Source organism: Burkholderia sp. AW49-1 (assembly GCF_053427845.1).
Window position 1 is genome coordinate 37,323 of sequence record NZ_JBSAXF010000041.1, and the last position, 7,177, is coordinate 44,499.

Annotated in this window: 7 protein-coding genes; 3 read left to right on the forward strand and 4 right to left on the reverse strand. The window is 56.6% G+C overall.

Annotation, left to right across the window (positions count from 1 at the left end):
• Positions 1–208: 208 nt before the first annotated feature.
• Entirely contained in the window at positions 209–1,888 is a 1,680-nt protein-coding gene (locus ACV22W_RS31145; RefSeq protein WP_448023239.1) for a patatin-like phospholipase family protein, read from the forward strand.
• Between the two features lie 73 nt (positions 1,889–1,961).
• On the opposite strand, the gene ACV22W_RS31150 is transcribed toward ACV22W_RS31145, so the two are convergent.
• Entirely contained in the window at positions 1,962–2,858 is an 897-nt protein-coding gene (locus tag ACV22W_RS31150; RefSeq protein WP_448023240.1) for a hypothetical protein, read from the reverse strand.
• 398 nt (positions 2,859–3,256) lie between these two features.
• On the reverse strand, positions 3,257–3,634 hold the full coding sequence (locus tag ACV22W_RS31155; protein WP_448023241.1) for a helix-turn-helix domain-containing protein: 378 nt from the start codon (positions 3,632–3,634) through the stop codon (positions 3,257–3,259).
• 303 nt (positions 3,635–3,937) lie between these two features.
• Between ACV22W_RS31155 and ACV22W_RS31160 the strand changes: the two genes are divergently transcribed.
• Together ACV22W_RS31160 and ACV22W_RS31165 are read left to right on the forward strand one after the other, a co-directional pair.
• Positions 3,938–4,456, forward strand: a complete 519-nt coding sequence (locus tag ACV22W_RS31160) for a DUF4189 domain-containing protein (protein ID WP_244255347.1) — start codon at positions 3,938–3,940, stop codon at positions 4,454–4,456.
• Between the two features lie 246 nt (positions 4,457–4,702).
• The gene (locus tag ACV22W_RS31165) at positions 4,703–5,242 is read left to right on the forward strand and encodes a hypothetical protein (protein ID WP_448023242.1); all 540 of its coding nucleotides are present in this window, start codon (positions 4,703–4,705) and stop codon (positions 5,240–5,242) included.
• A gap of 140 nt (positions 5,243–5,382) precedes the next feature.
• On the opposite strand, the gene ACV22W_RS31170 is transcribed toward ACV22W_RS31165, so the two are convergent.
• On the reverse strand, positions 5,383–5,826 hold the full coding sequence (locus tag ACV22W_RS31170; RefSeq protein ID WP_448023243.1) for a HipA N-terminal domain-containing protein: 444 nt from the start codon (positions 5,824–5,826) through the stop codon (positions 5,383–5,385).
• Entirely contained in the window at positions 5,826–6,206 is a 381-nt protein-coding gene (locus ACV22W_RS31175) for a helix-turn-helix domain-containing protein (protein WP_448023244.1), read from the reverse strand. The genes ACV22W_RS31170 and ACV22W_RS31175 overlap by 1 nt, the downstream gene beginning before the upstream one ends.
• Positions 6,207–7,177: the final 971 nt, after the last annotated feature.

Consider the following 7,177-nt stretch of genomic DNA (forward strand, 5'->3'; position numbering starts at 1 on the left):
GGTTGTGCAAATTGCCCAACACTTCAATCCCCGTAACAACATGGCATCCCCTTTTTACGCGCTTTTTTGTCAAACAACAGGCTGCATAAAAGGCGTCTCATTGTCAATCATTTCAATGTAGGGAATACCAGGAACTATCGCCGAATTGGATTGAAACCGTGAGGTGCGTTGACTATTCTTCTTTCGATAACAATGACCGGGGTGTGTGATGACATCAAGAAAGACGCGCTGGATGGCCCGGCAGTTGCCGGTATGGCTGACCTGCGGCGTAGTGAGCTGCACTTCGGTTGACATCTCACAGAGGAAAGACACCACAGTCGATAACAGCCTCGTCAGAATAGAAGATGGCGACACCTATCTAGCGGCTGAGCCGCCCTACATCGGGGTCGCCATCTCTGGTGGAGGTAACCGTTCCGCCATCTATGCGGCCTATGTTATGGAGTTGCTTTCAACATTGCCCGTTCGAACGAATGCGCAAGGAAAAACCGATAGCTTTATGGACACGGTCCAGTACATCTCCAGTGTCTCGGGCGGCGGCTTTGCAGCCTCCTATTATGCCGTGCACAAGCAGGGCTATCCTGTCAGCGGGCCGTCATGGGACGATAACAAAAAGCATTTTTTTGAATCGTTCCATCGGTCTATGAATAAGGATTGGGAAAGCGCCCTGGCCTGGCGCCTAATTGGCTCGGCGCTCATACAATCACCTGCCGGAGCCTTGGACAAAAAACTCAACGAAGACTTTCTGCAGGGTAAAACGTTCGCCGATTTGGAGGCCCTCGAAAAGACAGGAAAATCTCCTGTCATCATCTTCAACAGTACCCATTACGATACCGGGCGAAGGTTCGTCATGACGAATCTGCCGACGCAGGCGTTTGCACTTCCTGTGGATACACTCGTTGCGAGCTTGGCAAAACTTAATTACGTGCAGGCGTCTCAGCCGGGTAAGCTGTCCACTCTGGCCTATCAACAAGAACTGACGAGCGTGCATTCTCTGGCATTGCAGACCTACGAGGCCACTTACACCACGTCAAAAGACGAACCTCGCAACAACTTGGTTCCAGACGGCTTCGATGCATTGAAGGGGCCCGGGTCGATTGCTCTCGAGTACAAGAGCATGCCAATCTCTCGCGCGGTTGCGGCTTCGGGAGCGTTCCCTATGGTTGGGCCGCTTTCGCTCACGGTGAGAGGCCTCGATGGCACAGCGCTTCCCGAGTACACGTACACGCATCTGATTGATGGAGGGGTCACCGACAATAGCGGTGTCGAGTCCTTGGCTCAACTGTTCTTGCGTGAACTTGAGCATCGCTCAAAAGCGCATGCGTTGGTAGTAATGATTGATGCATCTCTCCCATTTCGCGAAGATAGCCCGTCGTTCAAGAACAAGACCGAACCCTTGGCCATATTACTATCGGACCCTGCACGCCTGAGCGACGAGCAAGGAGAACGGGCAGACTTTTATCGTAATGTCCTCTGGGGCCTCGCTGGCGGAAACGCGGACATGACCCCGGGCACTGAGAATAATTCTGTCAGCCGGACGAAAATTATTGTCATGCGACACACAGACCTATTTGACCCACGCGAGGCTAAGGGGCTCGGGATATTGCTGAATCGGCATGCACTCGGAAAGAACCAGACAATACAACTACGCGGATGCCCCGCATACTCACGAGACGAAGCGCGCAAGTTTGTGGCCGGAATTCCTACTCGATATGCTCTAGGTCAATGTGAAGAGTCCTGGCTGAGGTTGGCGGCCTGCTCATCGGTACTGAAAAATGCCGCCGCCATCGCAAACTTCTACGAAATGGATAAGGGCACCACTTTGCACCACTTGGAGCCGGACGGCGAGGTCGAGGCCCGAGCAAGCGCGCTTTGCCCCGAGTTGCGCTGACTCCGCAGGTTTGTCGTGAAGAACGTGACCGTGCCTTTCCAGGTATTGTGTACGTCGCTGGTACCGCGCTGGGTCACAACACGGTAATCAGGCCGGTGGCGCTCGCATGCAGGAGGACAATGTCGACCTCTCGATACGCGTTCCCGTTGCTGCTAGTAAGTGGCTCAATCGATTTCGCGAGGGTCCGCGCCGCGTGAACAACGCGCGCCGGTCCGTATGGCGATGCAAGATAGTTGCGGGTTTTTTTACACGCCGCCTCGCTGTCGCGCAGTTCGCTGAAGAACGCGAGCGTGCGCGTCACATGGATGTCGGGCTTAACCACGTCAAATCCCGCATCGACAAGGGCGTGGAACACCGTCGTTTGCCCCCACCCGAGACCAAGCGCACGACGTAAGGGAGCTATCGCGTCATACAATTTTTCAGCTGTCTCGCAGTTCTCAAGTTTGATGTCGATGAGGTTCCCCGTCTCGCCGACTTCGTCTACACGCTGACGCAACCAGTACGCCGAAGTCCTCATGGCGTGCAGCCGCGACACCGATACGCGTGGCGCACCCATCTGTTTCAATCTTGCATTGAGGTCAGCAACCCGTGCCGAGTTGTACGTGTAGCACGAGTTCGACCGCCATCCCTTTTTCGCGATTGGCCTGTATCGAATTTCCCAATCGGGCGAAAGGAAGTCTTCCATCGTGGGGAAGAGTTCACTGTCCCAAGCCTTCGTGTACTGAGCCGCCGCTGCCAGCTTTGTGCACGAAAACAAGGGCTTTGAACCGAACGCGGCCCAGACTGACCCGACGTCGAGGGGCGCCTTTGGTACCGAGGAGACTGCTCGTGCCAGTTCACACCTCACGTCCGGGTACTCACTCAAAAGCCGGTCACGTAGAAGCTGATAGGACTCGGTCGTGAGTCTTTGCCCGCTTGGAGCTATCGATGCGAGCGGCTTTCGACGCACATTCGAATTGCAGTTGGACATCAACGCCTCCTTCATATCTGACCGGAAATGTTGCGAATTCGCGATTTGCGCAACTGCCGATGAGTTCTTGCGTGCCTCCGTCGGGCATCCATCAATATGAGCGACAGCGGGAAGCTGGCGCAAGCGAAAAGTCACACCGCTTCTAAAGTTTCAGCCGGTGGAACCGTAATCGCGTCAAGCAGTTATCTGAACCGTAGATTTGGAAAGACTTATCGTGGCAGACATTGAACATCCGGTAGCAGTGTGTTCCGACCAGCAAGGAAACCGCGTCCACGTGTGGGCAGGGGCGGGAGAAGACGAGCATCTCCACGTCTGCGCAACTGCAAATCGAATTCTTGGGGATGCTAAAGCGCTGGGACGACTACGCTAAGTCGCGGCAGGTCCGCTAGGCGCAACGCTCAGTCGGCGCCACCCGAACGGCTGCGCCGCTTAGCCGGCGGACATCTTTCGCGCAGCTTACTAGTCCAGACCTTCATCTGCTCAAGTAGGAACAGTCGGTCGTCACCGGCCAACGGCTCTAGAAGACGCACAATATCGTGTGCGACTTGCTGCGCGTCACCAGAACTCCCTTCCAGCAGGTCCATCCACGAACACTCGAGTGCCGCACAGAGCCGCTCGAGTGTTGCAACGCCCGGCATAACGGCCCCTCGCTCGAATCGGGAGACGGTCTCGGCGTCGACGTCGATTTGCTCAGCGACGGCGGCTTGCGTCAGCCCGCGTTGCTTCCTAACCGACGCGATGTTTCGCCCGATGACCAACGCGAGGCTTGTAGCCATTACTCCACTCAACCTGTTGATAAACACACAAAAATGTTGAGTTGCCGGCAGCGGTTTGGTAAGGTTCTAATCTGTAGACTGGCAACAAATTAGTCCGGTTTACCCACAAATCTCAGACTGCCGCCCCGACGGGCGGCGCTCTGCGACATGCCGCCGCGAGCACACCTCGGTAACCGCTATAAACATAAGAAGCCGGCTCCTGCCAGGGGAGGGGTGATATTTCGCGTATGCATCGGCGTCCGTGACCGCGCTCTAGACCACGAGCGGCGCCGCGTCGGTCGACATTGAACAAACGGGGAAAACGTGAAGAAATCGGGGATTGTCGCGGCCTCAATGCTCGCTGCAGCTTTGCTAGCCATCGCCTCGCCGGCGACGTATGCATGGACCGACATTGTCTCGGGTCCCTACATCGAGAATGGCCAGCATGGTTTTTCGCACACATTCTATGTGTCCGGCGTGTGGCCAAGTAAGGGGCAGGCATGGGGCCAAGCGCATATGGAGTGCGTACAGGACAACAGCTTCGAAGACCGGTTTCGGGGTAGCTGCAAATCAGTCGCTACATTCGACGGGCCGGCTGTCATTGCCCTCGTAACGGCACAAAACCAATACTGGTCAGCATATGCCGACCCGGATACTGCCACCGCCGTGAGGAAAGCAATGGCACTTTGTCATAAAGACAAAGCGGACGAATGTGAGCTGACCAATATCTACTGGGATTTCGGACACAACTTCCTGGATGCCCCCGAGACTTTCAAGCAGCTGTACATGAAAATTCACGACGGCGAATACTGGCGGCCACTGAAGGGCTACTGGGTTCCCTGAGTTACGTGCTGGAACGGTCCTTGGCGCCGCCATGTAGCGGCGCCGTTTCGGTATGTGCCCGCCATTGTCTCCGAGGACGTTCCGACTGAGGCGCGCGCATTCAACGCCAGATGTGAGCACGCATCGCCAGTCATGACCGTGCGTCCTGTCCATGACGTACGAGCCTGCGTCAGTCGGGCACGTCCCACTTTTAAGGCACCGCTGAGCGGCGTGTTAGCGCTCGGCGGGAAAGACTCACGACCATACTTGGGACAACTCAACGTGAAACACCGGAAAATTGCAGCGACGACCGCGTGCATCTTTCTCGCGATTCTAACAACCGGCTGCGCGACGATGACTGGCGGGACCACGCAAAACGTATCAGTAAAATCACAAGAGGACGCAGCAGACGTTGCAGGAGCGGACTGCATCTTGTCGAACTCAAGGGGTAGCTGGACGGTGACCACGCCCGGGAAGGTCAGCGTCCATCGGGCACAGGATGACTTGAATATCCGATGCTCGAAAGATGGCGAACGCGACATCACCACGGCCGTTAAGTCGAGGACACGCATGGGAACGATAGTTGGAAATGTCGTCCTGTTAGGCGTAGGAGCCTTGGTCCTGGATGGGGTTGACAAGGCAAATGGCTCGGCCTACGCCTATCCGGAAACCATCACTGTGTCGTTCGTAAACGGCGATGAGCCGCAGGGAATCCCTAGTGACGCAAGTACCGGCTCTATCAACGGCACGCCAGCTCAAGCAGCAGCGACGCCGGCGACAAACACCGCGTCGAATCTGACGAGGTAACTAAACAACTCGAGGGCACGAATCGCCACAGACAGCCCCCGACGCTTCGAGTGCAATGCCTCGGTGTCGCATGCCATTGGCCGCATAAAAACGAAAATTGAGATTTGTGCGGCCAATCTTTTGAAATCAATGACATAGCGCTACCGCCTCAGACGGGCATTGTTCCTGAAGCGCAGTGCGCCAATGCGACTGGAATCCAGGACCCCCAGCAAATAGTCCAGGTCTGACAGCTGTGCGGAACCGGCGTCTCGGCCGGCATCTTTGTCGGCCTTGCGCCGTTTGGCGTGGGCGAGGTTAATGACACGGCGTCCCCAGCCATCAGGCTCAGTATCGGCAATGGCACCCGCAAAGGTAGAAGTCTCCTCGCTTCCCGTGCGGTATTGAAAGTCGGTGCTCAGGGGGAGGTCAGGAGACAGTGCGAAGCAATCCGGATTACTGAGCCAGGCGGGGGAGTACCGGAATGCCGAGACCTCTTTTTGCCCCTGTCTGGAAAATTGCAGTTCGCCCACTTCCAATCCCGTGTCGCCCAGATAGACGAGCAGCGTCCGCGTTGTGCTGGTTTTTGCTTTTTTTGTCGTCGCCATTACAGGGCTCCACTGTCCGGGTTGGTTTTGCGTACCCGGATGCGTTTGGGCACCGCCTTGTTCATGAGCGCCAGGCCGAGCGCATCATTGGTGGTGTTCAGGGCCTTGTTGAGCTCGGGGAGGAGATTCAGGATGTTCAGGACCCGAATCACAGCGCCCCACGACACTCCGGGGTCACCCTGTTCCAGCCGGTAGAGCGTCTTTTTTGAGATGCCCGCCCGCTCTGCCATGGATGACGTAGAAAGCCCCCGGCGTCGGCGGGCCAGCGCAAGGTCATCTCCGGCAGCAATCAGCGCACGCTCGACCGGCAAGGGCATCGGATTCTCAGCGAAGCGGCCGGAAGGTTTGGGCGTCGCCGCTTTTTTTGGTTTATCAGTCATATCTGAACCCTTAATTGGTTAATACGTCATATTTGGCCACTAAAAACATTTCTCAGATGGGCGTCAGTACGTTGCTGAAAACGGTCAAATATGGGGCGATATTCAATTTAATGGGGCAGATATGACTCTTTATGGCGGAATCTGGCGTGAGAAGAGTCCAGAGGCTCCCTGTTGAGAAACGCCGACCCAACTGTGGGCGCGACATCCTGTTCCTGTCGAGGGTGGCCGACCCCGAGCGCTGCCATGTGCTTTCAGGGAATGCCCGTGACCAGCGTTTCAACGTCGCGGCGAGTCGTGCGCGCGCCCGCCGAACTGATGCGCGTTTAGCGCCTCATCAACGACTAGCCGTTGTCGAGCATCTCGAATTGCCGGCGTGGACTGCGCCGGCATCGCGATTACCTCGTCACAACCGTCGCAAAAGACCACTTCCTTCGCGAGACCCTTTTCATCACTGAACGGAACATCTCGACGAACGAAGGTTGTGCCAACGAGTTGGCATGCAACGCATGCAGATTGGGCTTGCTTTTATCGCCTTACTGAAAGAGTCTTGCGCCCATTGCGTTCTTAATCACCGGCGGTCGATACGCTTTTCCTTGCGGCTTAGTCGGGCCTGTGCGGACGCCTTTGCCCGAGATTTTCCGAGCTCAACGGCCTCCCGCACGTCCATCTCGCGTGCCCCCCGGTCCGTTTCCGGAGAGGCCAGTTCGGCGAGCGCTCCATCCCGGCCTATGAGCCACAGCGCCGTTGCGTAGAGGCCAATGCCTACGCCCGCTTCGCCCGCCTCTATCCGCATCAGAGTCGGTACACTCACTCCGAGCCGGGCCGCCCAGGAAGCGAGCGACTCTTTTCTGCGTAGACGAGCCACAGCAAGGTCTGCGCCCAAACGCTCGAGAGCCGCAACGGTGGCTGGTGGCATTTGCCAAATGGCGGCGGGGGTTTTAGGCATAAATTCTATTTATGTACGAGACTGT